The organism is Streptomyces sp. NPDC005899 (assembly GCF_040629645.1).
Taxonomy (GTDB): Bacteria; Actinomycetota; Actinomycetes; order Streptomycetales; family Streptomycetaceae; genus Streptomyces.
In genome coordinates this window covers 1-15,176 of the sequence record NZ_JBEXWB010000141.1, presented here as the reverse complement: position 1 = coordinate 15,176, position 15,176 = coordinate 1, and the positions used below count along the sequence as shown (strand labels likewise).

The following is a 15,176-nucleotide window of genomic DNA, read 5'->3' as shown; positions in this document are numbered from 1 at the left end:
CCGCCATGAGCCCCTGCACCAGCCTCCGCCGCCCGCGCCGGGTGCGCGGCAGCCTCGGCCGGGGCGGCCGCGCCCGGTTCGGCCACGTCGGCCACTTCAGCGCCTGCAGCCTCATGCGGCTCCCCCTTCGTACCGGTCCGTCCCACCGAACAGGACGGCTGCCGGGGCGAAAAGGTTCGCCCACGACCGCCTCCCGCCTCCTGACACCGCCCCGCGGCACCCCGTGAGGCAGCGGAAAACACCCGTGACCGGTGCGAAACGGCCCGGCAACGTACGCCCGGCACCATCACCGCATGACCGGAACCCGCAGGACCACCGACCGCACCCGGAACACCACCCGGCCGCCCGCCCCCACCCTGGTCGCCGTCGCACACGGCAGCCGGGACCCGCGGGCGCTGGGTACCGTCCTGGAGCTCCTGGAGCTCGTGCGGGAGCTGCGCCCGGGTCTCGACGTCCGGCTCGGCCACATCGAACTGAACGAGCCCCTGCTGCCCGCGACCCTGGCCGGGATCGGCGCCGGCGACGCCGTCCTCGTACCGCTGCTGCTCGGCCGCGGTCACCACGTCCGGCACGACCTGCCCCGCGCGGCCGCCGAGGCGGGCGCCCTGCGGACCCGCGTCGCCGCGCCCCTGGGCCCGCACCCGCTGCTCGTCGAAGCCCTGTACGCGCGCCTCGTCGAGGCCGGCTGGCGCGACGAGGACGGTGCGAGCCGCGGCTCCGCCGTCGTACTCGCCGCCGCGGGGTCCCGCGACCCCGACTCGGCCGCCGACGCCCGGCGCACCGCCCGCATGCTCGGCGACCGGCTCGGCGGCGTGCCCGTCCTGCCCGCCTACACCTCGGCCGCCACGCCCACCGTGCCCGCCGCCCTGCGCGCCCTCGCGGCCCGCGGACGCCACCGGGTCGCCGTCGCCTCGTACTTCACCGCCCCCGGCCGCTTCGCCACGACCGCGGCCGCCGCCGCCCCGCAGATCGCCGCCGCGCCGCTCGGCGCGCACCCGGCCATGGCGCGGCTCGTGCTGCACCGCTACGACCAGGCACTGGCGGACGCCGCCCCCTCACGCGGCGACCTCGCCCGCCCCCTCCTCCTGGCCACCGCCTGACCCGTCCTGTCGGCCCGGCCGATTACTGTCGGGGCCATGGACGGTACGCACGCCCCCCGGGACACGCAGGAGTACGGCACCACGCCCTACGGCACGGGTGACACCGAGCGCTGGGACACCGAGCCCGACAAGCGTCCGGGGCGCACCGCCTTCCAGCGCGACCGGGCGCGCGTGCTGCACTCCGCCGCCCTGCGCAGGCTCGCCGGGAAGACCCAGGTGGTCACGCCCGGCACCCGCAGCCCCGCCTGGGACGCCAGCCCCAGGACCCGGCTCACGCACTCCCTGGAGTGCGCCCAGGTCGGCCGGGAGCTCGGTGCCGCGCTCGGCTGCGACCCCGACCTCGTCGAGACCGCCTGCCTCGCCCACGACATGGGCCACCCGCCCTTCGGGCACAACGGCGAACAGGCGCTCAACGACTTCGCCTCGGACTGCGGCGGCTTCGAGGGCAACGCCCAGTCGCTCCGGCTGCTGACCCGCCTGGAACCCAAGCGGTTCGTCCGCGACCCGCGCAGCGGCGAGCTCGTCAGCGTGGGGCTCAACCTCACCCGCGCCGCGCTGGACGCCGCCACCAAGTACCCCTGGCCCCGCGGTGCCCACCCCGCCGACCCGGAGTCCCCGAAGTTCGGCGTGTACGAGGACGACCTCCCGGTCTTCGAGTGGGTCCGCGCCGGGACCCCGGGCGACCGCACGTGCTTCGAGGCCCAGGTCATGGACTGGTCCGACGACGTCGCCTACTCCGTCCACGACTTCGAGGACGGACTGCACGCCGGGCACATCGACCCCGGCTGCCTCTTCTCGGCAGCCGAGCGCGCGGAGATCTGGGACGTGGCCGTCGGGCGCTACGTGCCGGTGGACACCGATCCGCAGGAGCTCGCCGACGCCCTCGACCGGCTCGTCGGCCAGGAGTGGTGGCCGCACGGCTACGACGGTTCCGCGGTCGCCCAGGCCAGGCTCAAGGACGCGACGAGCCAGCTGATCGGGCGCTTCTGCCTCGCCGCCGAGACCGCCACCCACGCGAGGTACGGCCCCGGGCCGCTCACCCGGTACGGGGCCGAGCTCGTCGTCCCGGCCGGCGTCCGCAACGAGTGCGCCGTGCTCAAGGCCGTCGCCGACCGCTACGTCATGCAGCGCGCGGAGCAGGAGGCCATCCGCGCCGACCAGCGGATCGTCATCGCCGAACTCGCCGCCGCGCTCACCGCCCGCGCGCCCGGGAGCCTGGAGCCCCAGTTCCGCGCCCTGTACGAGGCGGCCCCCGACGACCGGGCCCGCAAGAGGGTCCTCGTCGACCAGATCGCCGCGCTCACCGACGCATCAGCACGTTCCCTGCACCGAACGCTCACCGGGGTTCGGCAGACTGGGCCCTGACCGGGCCGCACGGCCACCGGGCGTGACCCGGCCGGGACACACCCTCTTTCGCCATCACGCTGCGTGCGGGACGCTCGCAGGTGGCGGCGCCGCACAGCACAGCACCGAGGAGGCACAAGTGGTCGACGCACATCGCACGTTCGTCATCGTCGGCGGGGGACTGGCCGGAGCGAAGGCGGCCGAGACACTCCGGGCCGAGGGGTTCAGCGGCCGGGTGATCCTGATCGGCGACGAGCGCGACCATCCGTACGAACGGCCTCCCCTGTCCAAGGGGTACCTGGCGGGCAAGGAGGAGCGCGACAGCGTCCTCGTGCAGAAGACGGCCTGGTACGCCGGGGCCGACGTCGAGCTGCACCTCGGGCAGGTCGTCACGTCCGTCGACCGCGCCGGCCGGTCAGTGCAGCTCGGTGACAACACCGTTGTCCACTACGACAAGCTGCTGCTCGCCACCGGCGCCGAACCGCGCCGCCTCGACATCCCCGGCACCGACCTCGTCGGCGTCCACCACCTGCGCCGCCTCGCCCACGCCGACCGGCTGCGCAACGTGCTGGCCTCCCTCGGACGCGACAACGGCCACCTGGTGATCGCCGGAGGCGGCTGGATCGGCCTGGAGGTCGCCGCAGCGGCCCGCGGCTACGGTGCGGAGGTGACGGTCGTCGAGCCCTCCACCACCCCGCTGTACCACGTCATCGGCCCCGAGCTCGGCCAGATCTTCACCGACCTGCACACCGAGCACGGCGTCCGCTTCCACTTCGGCGCCCGCCTCACCGAGATCACCGGAGAGGACGGCCTGGTCCTCGCCGCCCGTACCGACGACGGCGAGGAGCACCCCGCCCACGACGTCCTCGCCGCGATCGGCGCGGCCCCGCGCACCGCTCTCGCCGAGGCCGCCGGGCTGGAGATGGCCGACCCCGCGCACGGCGGCGGCGTCGCCGTCGACGCCTCCCTGCGCACCTCCGACCCGCACATCTTCGCCGCCGGGGACATCGCCGCCGTCGACCATCCGCTGTTCGGCGCCCGGCTGCGGGTGGAGCACTGGGCGAACGCCCTGAACAGCGGCCCGGCGGCCGCGCGGGCCATGCTCGGCCTCGAGGTGTCGTACGACCGGGTGCCGTACTTCTTCTCCGACCAGTACGACCTCGGGCTGGAGTACTCGGGCTGGGCGCCGCCCGGCTCGTACGACCAGGTCGTCATCCGCGGCGACGCCGGCAAGCGGGAGTTCATCGCGTTCTGGCTGAAGGACCGCAGGGTGCTCGCCGGGATGAACGTCAATGTGTGGGACGTCACCGACACCGTCCAGCAACTCGTCCGGGCGGGCCGGCCGGTCGACCCGGACCTGCTGGGGGACCCGTCGGTGCCGCTGGATTCCCTGCTCTGACGGGACCGCGCGGCCTCCCGGCACCCTCCTCGGACCCGATGGCCGCGCCCCGGGCCGGCCGGTGCCGCGGCGGCCGGCCGGTCCCGGGGGGCCGGCCCCACCCGTAGACTTCACCCGTGGCAGGCAGGATCAACGACGACGACGTGAAGGCGGTCCGGGACGCGGTCCCGATCGACGCCGTCGTGTCCGAGTACCTCCAGCTGCGCAACGCCGGCGGCGGAAACCTCAAGGGCCTGTGCCCCTTCCACGACGAGAAGTCCCCCTCCTTCCAGGTGAGCCCGGGCAAGGGCCTCTTCCACTGCTTCGGCTGCCAGGAGGGCGGTGACACGATCGCCTTCGTGATGAAGATCGACCACCTCACCTTCTCCGAGACGGTCGAGCGCCTCGCCGCGAAGGCGGGCATCACCCTGCGCTACGAGGAGGGCGGCTACAACCCCTCCCACCAGCGTGGCGAGCGGATCCGCCTGATCGAGGCGCACAAGGCCGCCGCCGACTTCTACCGTGAGCAGCTGGACGGCCCCGAAGCCGAGATCGCCCGCAGGTTCCTCGCCGAGCGCGGCTTCGACCAGGACGCGGCGGCGCACTTCGGCGTCGGTTACAGCCCCGCCGGCTGGGACCACCTCACCCGCTTCCTGCGCGGCAAGGGGTTCAGCGACAAGGAGCTCATCGCTTCGGGCCTCTCCCAGGACGGCCGCCGCGGCCCCATCGACCGCTTCCGCGGCCGGCTCATGTGGCCGATCAGCGACACCTCCGGGGAGATCGTCGGCTTCGGCGCCCGCAAGCTGCGCGACGACGACAACGGCCCCAAGTACCTGAACACCCCCGACACCTCGATCTACAAGAAGTCCCAGGTGCTGTACGGCATCGACCTGGCCAAGAGGGACATCGCCAAGGCCAGCCGGGCCGTCGTCGTCGAGGGTTACACCGACGTCATGGCCTGCCACCTGGCCGGGGTCACCACGGCCATCGCCACCTGCGGCACCGCGTTCGGCAACGACCACATCAAGATCCTCCGACGGCTCCTGATGGACAACGGCAGCGCCCGCGTCATCTTCACCTTCGACGGGGACGCGGCCGGCCAGAAGGCCGCCCTGCGCGCCTTCGAGGACGACCAGAAGTTCGCCGCCGAGACCTACATCGCGATCGCCCCCGACAACATGGACCCGTGCGACCTGCGCCTCGCCAAGGGCGACGACGCCGTCCGCGACCTGGTCGAACCCCGCACCCCGCTCTTCGAGTTCGCGCTCCGCCAGATCGTCGGCCGGTACGACCTGGAGACCCCGGCCGGCCGGGCCGCCGCACTCGACGAGGCGGCGCCCGTCGTCGCCCGCATCAAGAACAGCTCCTCGCAGCACGAGGTCGCCGTCCAGCTGGCCGGTCTGCTCGGCATCCTCGACACCCAGTTCGTCGTGAAGCGGGTCGGCCAGCTCGCCCGCTGGGCCCGCGACCGCGGCGAGCGCGGCCCCGCGCCGGGCGGCCCCTCCCGCGGCGGCCCTCCCCAGCAGGTCCCGGCCCCCAAGGCCCCGTCCGGTCCGGCGCTCAACCTGCGCAGCCCCGCCCACCGCACCGAGCGCGAGCTGCTCAAGCTCGCCCTGCAGAAGCCCGCCCTGGTCTCCCCGGCCTTCGACGCGTACGGCGCCGACGAGTTCACCGCCCCGCCGTACGCGGCGGTGCGCCAGTGCATCGCGGACGCGGGCGGCGCCGAGCAGGGGCTGGCGGAGCCCCGCGACTACCTGGCGGCCGTACTGGACGCGGCCCCGCACGACAGTGTGCGCAACCTCGTCACGGAGCTCGCCGTCGAGGTCTTCCACGGCAAGTCCATCGACGAGACGTACGCGGGCATGCAACTCGTGCAGGTCCGCCTCCGTGCCGTCGACCGCAGGATCAACGACGTCCAGGGCAGCCTCGCCCGCCTCGGGAGCAACGTGGCCCCCGAGCACCTGGCCGCCGCGCAGAACGAGGTGTGGGTCCTCCAGCAGTACGCGCAGTCGCTGCGGAGCCACGGCGCCGACGCGCTCTGAGCGGCGCTCCGCTCCGGCGCGCCGGGTCCGGCCCCACGGGGCGTCGGCGCACCGTCACGCGCCGGGCGCAAAAAGTCACCGCACGCCCCTCGTGGCGGCGACGGGCCGTACCCCACACTGGTTGCCGGTGCCTGACCCATCGGAGCGCGGCCGGCCCGTCCCGGGCCCCCGGACCCCCGCGATCCGGCAGCGATCACCTGGAGGTCGCCCCCGTGCAGACCCTGACCGTGACGCCCACGACCGAGCACGTCCCGGCGATTCCCGCACAGGACCGGGTGACGCGCCACCCGGAGACGGCGGGCCCGTCCGACCCGGTGCTGGAGGAACCCGTGGAGGCCCCCGATCCCGCCGGGCCGGGGAGCCGCCCGGAGGCCGGCGGCCCGTCGTCCGACCTCTTCCGCCAGTACCTGCGGGAGATCGGCCGCATCCCGCTCCTCAGCGCCGCCGAGGAGGTGGAGCTCGCCCGGCGCGTCGAGGCGGGGCTGTTCGCCGAGGAGCGGCTCGCCGGCACCCCCGATCCGGACTCCCGGCTGGCGGTCGACCTGGACCGGCTCGTCGTGATGGGACGGGTGGCCAAGCGCCGTCTCATCGAGGCCAACCTGCGCCTCGTCGTCTCCGTCGCCAAGCGCTACGCCGGCCGCGGCCTGACCATGCTCGACCTCGTCCAGGAGGGCAACGTCGGACTCATCCGCGCGGTCGAGAAGTTCGACTACGCCCGGGGCTACAAGTTCTCCACGTACGCGACCTGGTGGATCCGCCAGGCCATGTCCCGGGCGCTCGCGGACCAGGCGCGGACCATAAGGGTGCCGGTGCACGTCGTCGAGCTGATCAACCGCGTCGTCCGCGCCCAGCGCCGCATCCTGCAGGAACGCGGCTACGAACCGACGGCCGAGGAGGTCGCCGCGCAGCTCGGCCTGACGTCCGAACGCGTCGGCGAGATCCTGCGCCTCGCCCAGGAGCCCGTCTCCCTGCACGCCCCCGTCGGCGCGGAGGACGACGTCGCCTTCGGCGACCTCATCGAGGACGGCGACGCCGCCTCACCCGTGGAGTCCGCGGCCTTCCTCCTGCTGCGGGAGCACCTGGAGGTGGTGCTCTCGACGCTCGGGGAGAGGGAGAGGAAGGTGGTCCAGCTGCGTTACGGGCTGGACGACGGGCGGCCCCGCACCCTCGAGGAGATCGGCCGGATCTTCGGTGTGACACGCGAACGCATCCGCCAGATCGAGTCCAAGACGCTCGGGAAGTTACGGGACCACGCCTTCGCCGACCAGCTCCGCGGCTACCTCGACTGATCCGGCCGCCGGCAAGGGACGGAAGGTCCCGGGCCGGCGGCCGCACCGGGTCAGTCCACCTCCGCCAGCGCCTCGGCGAACTGCGCCGCGTACAGCCGGGCGTAGGCCCCCTTCGCCGCCAGCAGCCCGTCGTGCGTGCCCTGCTCGACGATCGACCCGTCCTCCATCACCAGGATCACGTCGGCGTCCCGGATCGTGGAGAGCCGGTGCGCGATCACGAAGCTCGTGCGGCCGTGGGCCAGGCGGGCCATCGCCTTCTGGATGAGCACCTCGGTCCGGGTGTCGACCGAGCTGGTGGCCTCGTCGAGGACCAGGATCACCGGGTCGGACAGGAACGCCCGCGCGATGGTGATCAGCTGCTTCTCGCCGGTGCTGACCCCGGACCCCTCGTCGTCGATCACCGTGTCGTAACCGTCGGGCAGGGTACGGACGAAGCGGTCGGCGTGCGCCGCCCGCGCCGCCTCCTCGATCTCCTCCCGGCTGACCTCGCGGGAGGCCCCGTAGGCGATGTTCTCCGCTATCGTGCCGCCGAACAGCCAGGTGTCCTGGAGCACCATCCCTATGCCCGACCGCAGTTCGTCGCGTGACATCCTCGCCACGTCGACGCCGTCCAGCGTGATGCGGCCGCCCGTCACCTCGTAGAACCGCATCAGCAGGTTGACCAGGGTGGTCTTGCCGGCCCCGGTCGGGCCGACGATCGCGACCGTGTGACCGGGTTCCACACGCAGCGACAGGTCCTCGATGAGCGGCTTCTCCGGGTCGTACCGGAAGGACACCCGCTCCAGCGACACGCTGCCGCGCAGTTCCTCCGGCCGCTCGGCGGGCTCGGGGTCGGGCGCCTGCTCCTCGGCGTCCAGCAGCTCGAAGATCCGCTCGGCCGACGCGACGCCCGACTGCAGCAGGTTCGCCATCGACGCCACCTGGGTCAGCGGCATGGAGAACTGGCGGGAGTACTGGATGAACGCCTGCACGTCACCGATCGAGAGCGCGCCCGAGGCGACCCGCAGACCGCCGACGACGGCGACCAGCACGTAGTTGAGGTTCGACACGAACATCATCAGCGGCTGCATGATCCCGCTGTTGAACTGGGCCCGGAAACCGGCCTCGTAGAGCGCGTCGTTCTGCTCGGCGAAGTCCCTCGCGGACTCCTCCTGCCGACCGAAGACCTTGACCAGCGCGTGGCCGGTGTACATCTCCTCGATGTGGGCGTTGAGTCTGCCCGTCACCTTCCACTGCGCCACGAACTGCGGCTGCGACCGCTTGCCGACCCGCGCGGCGACGAACACCGACAGCGGGATCGTGACGAGCGCCACCAGGGCGAGCAGGGGCGAGATCCAGAACATCATGATCAGCACGCCGACGATGGTCAGCAGCGAGTTGATGAGCTGGCCCATCGTCTGCTGCATCGTCTGGGCGATGTTGTCGATGTCGTTCGTCGCCCGGCTCAGCACCTCGCCGCGCTTCTGCCGGTCGAAGTAGGACAACGGCAGCCGGGACAGCTTCGTCTGGAGGTCCTCACGCAGCCGGAACACCACCCGGTTGATCACCCGGATCGACAGCCGGGTCGACACCAGCATCAGCAGCCCCGCACCGACGTACACCACCAGCGCCGCCAGCAGGACGTCGCCCACCGCACCGAAGTCGATGCCCTCGCCGGGGGTGAAGTCCACCCCGGAGAGCATGTCGGCGAGCCCGCCGTCGCCCTGCTTCCGCAGGCCGTCCACGGCCTGCTCCTTCGTCGTGCCGTCCGGCATCCGCCGTCCGACGACGCCCGCGAAGATCAGGTCGGTCGCCTTGCCGAGGATCTTCGGCCCGACCACCGAGAGCGCCACGCTCAGCGTTCCGGCGCCCAGCATCAGGTACAGCGCGGACTTCTCCGTGCTGAACCGCCGCAGCAGCCGCTTGCCCGACCCCTTGAAGTCCGCGGACCGCTCGACGGGTCCTGCGGCCATCATTCGCCCGCCCGGTCCTGCCATCAGGCGGCCTCCGCTTCCGTCAGCTGGGAGAGCACGATCTCCCGGTAGGTTTCGTTGTCGTCCATCAGCTCGCGGTGGCTGCCCTCCCCGACGACCCGGCCCTCGTCCAGGACCAGGATCCGGTCGGCGTCACGAATCGTGGACACGCGCTGCGCCACGATCACGACGGTCGCCCCCGCGGTCTCCCGGGCGAGGGCTCCACGCAGTGCGGCGTCCGTCGCGTAGTCCAGGGCGGAGAACGAGTCGTCGAAGAGGTAGATCTCCGGCCGCTGCACGAGCGTCCTCGCGATCGCGAGGCGCTGCCGCTGCCCACCGGAGACGTTCGTCCCGCCCTGGGCGATCGGCGCGTTCAGGCCGTGCTCCAGCCGTTCCACGAAGTCCTTGGCCTGGGCCACCTCGAGCGCGTGCCAGAGCTCCTCGTCGGTGGCGTCCGGATTCCCGTAGCGCAGGTTGGTCGCGACTGTCCCGGAGAACAGGTACGGCTTCTGCGGGACGAGGCTCACGGTCTTCGCGAGCAGGACCGGATCCAGGGTCCGCACGTCCGTGCCGTCGACCAGCACCTCGCCGTCCGTCACGTCGAACAGCCGGGGCACGAGCCCGAGCAGCGTCGACTTCCCACTGCCCGTCGACCCGATGATCGCGGTCGTCTCCCCGGGCCGGGCCACGAGGCCGACGGACCGCAGCACGGGCTCCTCGGCGCCCGGGTAACGGAATTCCGCGCCCCGGATCTCCAGATGGCCGTGCTTGCGCAGCTCGGTGACGGGAGAGGCCGGGGGCACCACGCTCGACTCGGTCTCCAGGACCTCCTGGATGCGCTCGGCGCAGACCTCGGCGCGCGGAACCATCATGAACATGAAGGTGGCCATCATCACGGCCATGACGATCTGCATCAGGTACGCGAGGAACGCGGTCAGCGCGCCGATCTGCATGCCGCCGCTGTCGATGCGGTGTGCGCCGAACCAGACGACGGCGATGGACGAGAGGTTGACCACCGTCATCACGGTCGGGAACATCAGCGCCATCAGCCGGCCCGTCGACACGGCGACGTCCGTCAGCTCCGTGTTGGCGCCGCGGAAACGCTTCTCCTCGTAGTCGTCCCGCACGAAGGCGCGGATCACGCGGTTCCCGGTGATCTGCTCCCGCAGCACCCGGTTCACCGTGTCGAGCCGCGTCTGCATGGTGCGGAACAGGGGCCGCATCCTGCGCACGATGAGACTCACCGCGATGCCGAGGACGGGTACCACGGCCAGCAGCACGGCCGACAGCGGGACGTCCTGGCCCAGCGCCATGACGACGCCGCCGACACACATGATGGGCGCCGACACCATCAGCGTGAACGTCATCAGGACGAGGGTCTGGACCTGCTGGACGTCATTGGTCGTACGGGTGATGAGCGAGGGGGCCCCGAACCGTCCGAACTCGCGCGCGGAGAACGACTGCACCCGGTCGAAGACCGACGCCCGCACGTCACGCCCCAGCGCCGAGGCGGTGCGGGCGCCGTAGTGGACCGCGCCGACGTTGCAGAGGACCTGGGCGACGCTGACGGCGATCATCACGCCGCCGAACCGCAGGATGTACCCCGTGTCACCCGTGACGACACCGTTGTCGATGATGTCCGCGTTGAGGCTGGGCAGATAGAGGGAGGCGCAGGTCTGCAGCAGCTGGAGCAGCACCAGCAGCACGATGGGTTTTCTGTACGGACCCAGATAGGTCCGCAGGATTTTTATGAGCACGCGTGTCTCTCGGAGTCGGCGTAGGGCAGAGGCCGGTCCATCCTGCGGTACCGCGGACCGCGGCGGCCAACGCTTTTCACCAAGCCCGGGTCAAAACACGGCACGCGCCGGTCGCCAGGCCCGGGCCCGTGGCTCGGCCCGCGCCCGTGTCCGTGGCTCGGCCCGTGCCGACGGGCTCGGCCCCTGCCTGTCGCCCAGTCCGTGCCTGCCGCTCAGTCCGTGCGTGCCGCTCAGTCCGTGCGTGCCGCTCAGTCCGTGCGTGCCGCTCAGTCCGTGCCGGACGCCCCGGTGCCGAACGCTCCCGGGTGGATCTGGTCCCGCGTGGCCCCGTACTGCTGCCGCACGGCCTGGCCCACCGCCAGCTCCTCGCCGGGCTCCAGCACCTGCGCCGCGGCGCCCTGCCAGGCCGGGGGAGTGCGCGGATCGAGCGTCCCCTGGGCGACCCCGAGCGCCCACGCGGCCTGCCGGGCCGCGCCCTGCGCCGCGTACTGGGCGGGCTGCGGTACGACGACCCGGGTGCCGAGGACGGCGGGTGCCAGGGCCCGCACCGCCGGCAGCTCGGCCGCCGCGCCCAGCAGGAACACCCGCCGGACCTCCACGCCCCGGCCGCGCAGCACGTCCAGCGCGTCGGCCAGCGAGCACAGCATGCCCTCGAAGGCCGCCCGGGCGAGGTGCTCGGGCTTCATGGACTCGCGCCGCAGCCCGGTCAGGGTCCCCGCCGCGTGCGGCAGGTGCGGGGTGCGTTCGCCCTCGAGGTACGGAAGGAGCACGAGACCCGAGGAGCCCGGCGTCGACTGCAGGGCCAGCGCGGACAGTTCCTCCAGATCGTCCACGCCCATCATCTCGGCCGTGCCGCGCAGCGCGCGCACGGCGTTCGAGGTGTGGACCACCGGCAGGTGCATCCCGGTCGCGTCGGCGAACGAGGTGATCATCCCGGCCGGGTCGGCCAGCGCCTCGTGGTGCACGGCCATCACCGAACCCGAGGCGCCCAGCGACACCACCGCGTCCCCGGCGGCCACCCCCAGCCCGAAGGCCGCGGCCATCGTCTCGCCGGTCCCGGCGGAGATCAGCAGCCCCTCCGGTGTCGTGCCGGCCGAGTCGGCGGGGCCGAGCACCTCCGGCAGCGCGGCCTGGTGGCCGAGCGCGAGTTCCACCAGATCGGGCCGGTAGGTGCCGGAGCGGGCCGACCAGTAACCCGTCCCGGAAGCGGCACCGCGGTCGGTGGTCCGGCGGGCGGGCCGGCCGAGGAGCTGCCACACCAGCCAGTCGTGCGGCTGCATGACGGCGGCGACGCGCTGCGCGTTCTCCGGTTCGCTGCGGGCCAGCCAGCGCAGCTTCGCCACGGGCTGCGCGGCCTGCGGCACGGCACCGACGGCCTCGGCCCACGCCTGCCGCCCGCCGAGCCCGTCGATCAGGTCGACGGCGGCCACCTGCGCCCGCCGGTCGTTGCCGAGCAGCGCGGGGCGTACGAGATTGCCCTGGTGGTCCAGCGGCACCAGGCCGTGCTGCTGCGCGGACACCCCGATGGCCTGTACGCCTTCGAGCAGTCCGCCGGAGGCCGCCTCACCGAGTGAGAGCAGCCACGCCTGCGGATCCACCTCGTGGGCCTTGGCCTCGACGGGGTGCGCGGCGTACCCCTGCCGCAGCACCGCACCGGTGTCCGTATCGCAGACGACGATGTGCGTGTAGGCGGAAGAACTGTCCAAGCCGGCGACTATGCCCATACCCAAGATTCTGCCGCACCGCCGGACCGTTCCGGCGCCGGGCCTTCCCGTACCGGGCGCCGCCCGGTACGGGAAGGGCCGTCACGTGTTGGTCGTACCCCAGTCGTCACTGCCGGTGTGGCCGTTGCGCTCACGCAGCGAGCGCACCCGGTCGGAGACGGAGACGGGCACCTTGTCCCCGACCTTCTCGCTCACCGAGTGGTACGCCTTGCCTGCGAAATCCCGGCCGCCGTGCGCTGCGGACTCCGCCGCGTTGCGTACGGCGGGGTTCTCGGAGAGCCGTTGCACGGCCTTCCTCAGCTGCTCGTAACGCTCGCGCCCTGCTCGTGTGCCGAGCACGTAGCCGAGGGCCGCTCCGGCGATGAACGTGAGCCGGTACCGCATGGCTGCCACCCTTCCTTCGCTCTGTGGGACTGTGCTGCCCGCCTACCCGCAGGCACCCGAGATCACCCCGCCGGATACCGATTGGCGGAGCACCCCCCTGGTTGCGCTAATGTATGTGTCGCAGCGAACGCGCGCCGCCCGGCAGCCGCCAGGCAGGTACGATTCGAGGCACCGCAGCAATCCCCTGTAGCTCAATTGGCAGAGCAGCCGGCTGTTAACCGGCAGGTTACTGGTTCGAGTCCAGTCGGGGGAGCGCGATCCCCTGTAGCTCAATTGGCAGAGCATTCGGCTGTTAACCGGAGGGTTACTGGTTCGAGTCCAGTCGGGGGAGCGATGCGGGAGAGGGCCCTTCGGGGTCCTTTTTCGTATGCCCGCGCGGCCCCCGCCGAGGGCCCCGGCCACTCTTTCCGGGACTGTCTGCGCCGGTCCGGAACCGGGCAGCACGCAGCGTGGTCTTCATGGTCACGCGTAGGCGGCCACCCGCAGCAGGAGATCGTATGACCGGCTATGCTGCGGCAGACGGCGCGCACACATGTACGCGCCACGCCGATACGGGGCGGTAGCTCAGCCGGTTAGAGCAGCGGACTCATAATCCGTCGGCCGTGGGTTCGAGTCCCACCCGCCCCACCGAGCGTCCCCAGGCAGAATCGTTTCTGACCTGGGGAGACGCGTTTTCCGGGGTGTTTCGCGTGCAGCGTTCACCGCACGTAGGTGCAGCGAACGTGAGGCTTCGGTCTGTCGAAGCAGGTATAGCACGGCTGTGACCTGGTCTTTTGTCGCCCTCGTGTTCGTGGGAGCGTTAAGGGCGGTCCCACGACCGCACCTGCCGGTCCATGTTGCCAGTGGCGAGTCGGGTTCCGTCAGGCGAGACCGCCACTGAGTGCACCTCACCGGTGTGACCGGTGAGGGTTTTGGTGCATGAGGTTGTCGAACGCCTCCTGCTGACGGGGGATCTCGTTGGGCGCCGGAGAACATCGACGTCCTCGGCTTTGAGCTCACCGAGGCCCGGAGGGACGCCATCGCCACCCCGGACGCCGGCACGTAGCTCTTCTTCGACCACCGCGACCCGGGGATGGTCGCCTGGCTGAGCGCGCGTCGCCTGGATTCCTGACCTCCCGCGGCGGGTAGGGGCGATGTTCGCTCTCGGGAGCGTATGCCCGCGAGGTCATCATGGAGCAGGGGGTCACGACCATGCTCAGCGTCCGATACGCCCCGAGCGAACGGTCGCGCCCTGGTCACGTGGATCGTGGGCCCCTACCTGCGTCCTGCGGAGGCTGACGGGTGCTGTCAAGAGCCGAGGCGCGGCCCGTGGGTATGCGCCTGGTTCACCGTTCGTAATGGAAGCGGCACGCCACCACGTGAACGATGGCGTTCTCATCGATGCGGTACACCAGTCGGTGTTCGGAGTTGATGCGCCGCGACCAGTAGCCGGAGAGGTCGTTCCGCAGCGGTTCGGGCTTGCCGATTCCTTCGTGGCCGCCCCGGTCGATGTCGGCGATCAGCTGGTTGATGCGCTTCAGTATTTTGCGGTCGTTCCCCTGCCACCACAGGTAATCGTTCCAGCCGTCGTCGACGAACAGCACCTTCACGCGGAGCCCCGCCCGCCCTCGTCATCGGGATCCACCAGCTCGCGAAGTGCACCCTGGCCGGCCCGGTCCTGCTCGATGGACCTGCGCAGGCGCTCGGCCATCGCGGGCGACCGCAGCAGGTAATCGGTTTCTTTCAGTGCCTCGTACTCGGCGAGCGAGACGACGACCATCGGCTCATGGCCAGTCCGGGTGATGACCAGTTCCTCGGCGTCGTTCTCCACCGCGTCGAGGGCGTCGGCGATGCCCGCGCGTAGCTCGGTGACACTCATCGTCTTCATGACGTACACGATAACGTACAGAGAGGATGCCCGGCGGCTGATCGCAATCCGCCTCCGGACGGCCGTGCGGTTCAGCCTTCGGTGAGATCGGGGTGCGGCTGAGCCCGTCGGGCGGCTCAGTTGGTGTGGTGGCCTCGTAGTTTTCGCGGTCGAGCCGCTCCATGAGCGTGATCGTCGCGAACTCGGGAATGATCACTTACCGACATGGTGGTGGCGGACTTCGCCTGCGCGGAGTTGACGGCGTTCGAGGCGGGCAGAGTTGGGCGGCGTGCTCCTCGGTCGCGGCGACGCGCCGGGCGGGGGGGGGGGGGTGGGGGCCCCGCCCGGCCCCGCCCCCCC

General features: G+C 71.8%; 11 protein-coding genes, 3 tRNA genes and 1 pseudogene. 8 read left to right on the top strand and 7 right to left on the bottom strand.

The features are described 5' to 3' along the window. Window positions 1-293 precede the first annotated feature (293 nt). The 5 genes from ABZ371_RS17475 (at window position 294) to ABZ371_RS17455 (ending at window position 7,153) form a co-directional block, all read left to right on the top strand. Complete coding sequence (locus ABZ371_RS17475; protein ID WP_358679939.1) at window positions 294-1,100, top strand: sirohydrochlorin chelatase; 807 nt, start codon at window positions 294-296, stop codon at window positions 1,098-1,100. Between the two features lie 36 nt (window positions 1,101-1,136). After that, window positions 1,137-2,465 (top strand): deoxyguanosinetriphosphate triphosphohydrolase, encoded by a 1,329-nt coding sequence (locus ABZ371_RS17470; RefSeq protein WP_358679937.1) that lies wholly within the window; start codon window positions 1,137-1,139, stop codon window positions 2,463-2,465. 118 nt (window positions 2,466-2,583) lie between these two features. Continuing rightward, window positions 2,584-3,843 (top strand): FAD-dependent oxidoreductase, encoded by a 1,260-nt coding sequence (locus ABZ371_RS17465; protein ID WP_358679934.1) that lies wholly within the window; start codon window positions 2,584-2,586, stop codon window positions 3,841-3,843. Window positions 3,844-3,959: 116 nt separating this feature from the next. Beyond that, on the top strand, window positions 3,960-5,864 hold the full coding sequence (gene dnaG, locus ABZ371_RS17460) for a DNA primase (protein WP_358679931.1): 1,905 nt from the start codon (window positions 3,960-3,962) through the stop codon (window positions 5,862-5,864). Between the two features lie 212 nt (window positions 5,865-6,076). Beyond that, window positions 6,077-7,153 (top strand): RNA polymerase sigma factor, encoded by a 1,077-nt coding sequence (locus ABZ371_RS17455; RefSeq protein WP_358679928.1) that lies wholly within the window; start codon window positions 6,077-6,079, stop codon window positions 7,151-7,153. A gap of 50 nt (window positions 7,154-7,203) precedes the next feature. On the opposite strand, the gene ABZ371_RS17450 is transcribed toward ABZ371_RS17455, so the two are convergent. The 4 genes from ABZ371_RS17450 to ABZ371_RS17435 form a co-directional block, all read right to left on the bottom strand. Next, on the bottom strand, window positions 7,204-9,129 hold the full coding sequence (locus ABZ371_RS17450) for an ABC transporter ATP-binding protein (RefSeq protein WP_358679925.1): 1,926 nt from the start codon (window positions 9,127-9,129) through the stop codon (window positions 7,204-7,206). Then, the gene (locus ABZ371_RS17445) at window positions 9,129-10,862 is read right to left on the bottom strand and encodes an ABC transporter ATP-binding protein (protein ID WP_358679922.1); all 1,734 of its coding nucleotides are present in this window, start codon (window positions 10,860-10,862) and stop codon (window positions 9,129-9,131) included. The genes ABZ371_RS17450 and ABZ371_RS17445 overlap by 1 nt, the downstream gene beginning before the upstream one ends. 266 nt (window positions 10,863-11,128) lie before the next feature. Beyond that, window positions 11,129-12,586 carry an FGGY family carbohydrate kinase gene (locus tag ABZ371_RS17440; RefSeq protein ID WP_358679919.1) on the bottom strand — a complete coding sequence of 486 codons (1,458 nt, stop codon included), beginning with the start codon at window positions 12,584-12,586 and terminating at the stop codon, window positions 11,129-11,131. Between the two features lie 81 nt (window positions 12,587-12,667). Continuing rightward, a complete protein-coding gene (locus ABZ371_RS17435) occupies window positions 12,668-12,970 on the bottom strand; it encodes a YtxH domain-containing protein (protein ID WP_358679916.1) in 303 nt (100 codons plus the stop codon). A 180-nt stretch (window positions 12,971-13,150) separates the two neighbouring features. Between ABZ371_RS17435 and ABZ371_RS17430 the strand changes: the two genes are divergently transcribed. The 3 genes from ABZ371_RS17430 to ABZ371_RS17420 all read left to right on the top strand — a co-directional run bounded on the left by ABZ371_RS17430 (window position 13,151) and on the right by ABZ371_RS17420 (window position 13,597). Further along, window positions 13,151-13,223: transfer RNA gene (locus tag ABZ371_RS17430), tRNA-Asn, on the top strand. Between the two features lie 5 nt (window positions 13,224-13,228). Beyond that, window positions 13,229-13,301, top strand: a tRNA-Asn gene (locus tag ABZ371_RS17425). Window positions 13,302-13,523: 222 nt separating this feature from the next. Continuing rightward, window positions 13,524-13,597: transfer RNA gene (locus ABZ371_RS17420), tRNA-Ile, on the top strand. A 181-nt stretch (window positions 13,598-13,778) separates the two neighbouring features. Here ABZ371_RS17420 and ABZ371_RS17415 read toward each other — a convergent pair. From ABZ371_RS17415 to ABZ371_RS17405, 3 genes and pseudogenes are all read right to left on the bottom strand, one after another. Continuing rightward, window positions 13,779-13,883, bottom strand: a pseudogene (locus ABZ371_RS17415) (WD40 repeat domain-containing protein); the annotation flags it as partial. A 412-nt stretch (window positions 13,884-14,295) separates the two neighbouring features. Continuing rightward, window positions 14,296-14,559: a Txe/YoeB family addiction module toxin gene (locus ABZ371_RS17410; protein WP_358679913.1), complete on the bottom strand. Its 264-nt coding sequence runs from the start codon at window positions 14,557-14,559 to the stop codon at window positions 14,296-14,298. Continuing rightward, on the bottom strand, window positions 14,556-14,837 hold the full coding sequence (locus tag ABZ371_RS17405; protein WP_358679911.1) for a type II toxin-antitoxin system prevent-host-death family antitoxin: 282 nt from the start codon (window positions 14,835-14,837) through the stop codon (window positions 14,556-14,558). Before ABZ371_RS17405 ends, ABZ371_RS17410 begins: the two co-directional genes overlap by 4 nt. Between the last annotated feature and the right edge of the window lie 339 nt (window positions 14,838-15,176).